1 protein-coding gene is annotated in these 990 nt (G+C 74.3%); it reads left to right on the top strand.

Annotated elements, in window-relative coordinates:
* The coding region (locus tag R6V09_RS53855; protein WP_317888654.1) for a bifunctional 3'-5' exonuclease/DNA polymerase at positions 1-990 on the top strand (990 nt) is incomplete at both ends.

Below are 990 nucleotides of genomic sequence, written 5' to 3'. Positions count from 1 at the left end.
TGCCGCCGCCGCGCTGGCCCGGCTGCGCGGCGGACCCGTACCGCCGGATCCGCCGCAGCGGGCCGCCGAACCCGGCTCGCAGTCCTCGCTCTTCGAACCGCAGAGCGTCCGCCTCCCATTGGCCGACCTCCTCGCCGTGTACGCCGAGCAGCAGCGGCGGCACGACACCACCGCGCACCCCGACCGTATGCGGCTGCTCACCGCCTCCGAGTCGGCGGGCATGCTGGTCGCCGCCGAGATGAACCGGTCGGGGCTGCCGTGGAGCGCCGACGTGCACCGGGAGCTGCTGCACGAGTTGCTGGGCGAGCGGTACGCCGGGGGCGGTGAGCCGCGGCGGCTCGCCGAGCTGGCGGACGAGGTGTCGGCCGCCTTCGGGAGGCGGGTGCGGCCGGACCTGCCCGCGGACGTCGTCAAGGCCTTCGCGCAGGCCGGCATCAAGGTCAGGTCGACCCGGCGCTGGGAGATCCAGTCCCTGGACCACCCGGCGGTGAAGCCCCTGCTCGAATACAAGAAGCTGTACCGGATCTGGGTGGCCCACGGCTGGTCCTGGCTGCAGGACTGGGTGCGGGACGGGCGGTTCCGGCCCGAGTTCCTGGCCGGCGGGACCGTCACCGGGCGCTGGGTCACCAACGGCGGGGGCGGACTGCAGATCCCCAAGGTCATCCGGCGCGCGGTGGTAGCCGACCCGGGCTGGCGGCTCGTCGTCGCCGACGCCGACCAGATGGAACCCCGGGTGCTCGCCGCGATCTCCCGCGACCCCGGGCTGATGGAGGTGGCCGGCCGGCCCACCGACCTCTACCAGTCCGTCTCCGACCGCGCCTTCTCCGGCGACCGCGACCAGGCCAAGATCGCGGTGCTCGGCGCGGTCTACGGCCAGACCTCCGGCGACGGCCTCAAGAACCTCGCCGCACTCAGACGCCGGTTCCCCAAGGCGGTGGCGTACGTCGACGACGCCGCGCGGGCCGGTGAAGAGGGGCGGCTCGTGCGGAC

Origin of the sequence: Streptomyces sp. W16 (assembly GCF_033194735.1) — a bacterium.
Lineage (GTDB): Bacteria > Actinomycetota > Actinomycetes > Streptomycetales > Streptomycetaceae > Streptomyces.
This window is presented reverse-complemented; position numbering and strand designations above follow the sequence as displayed.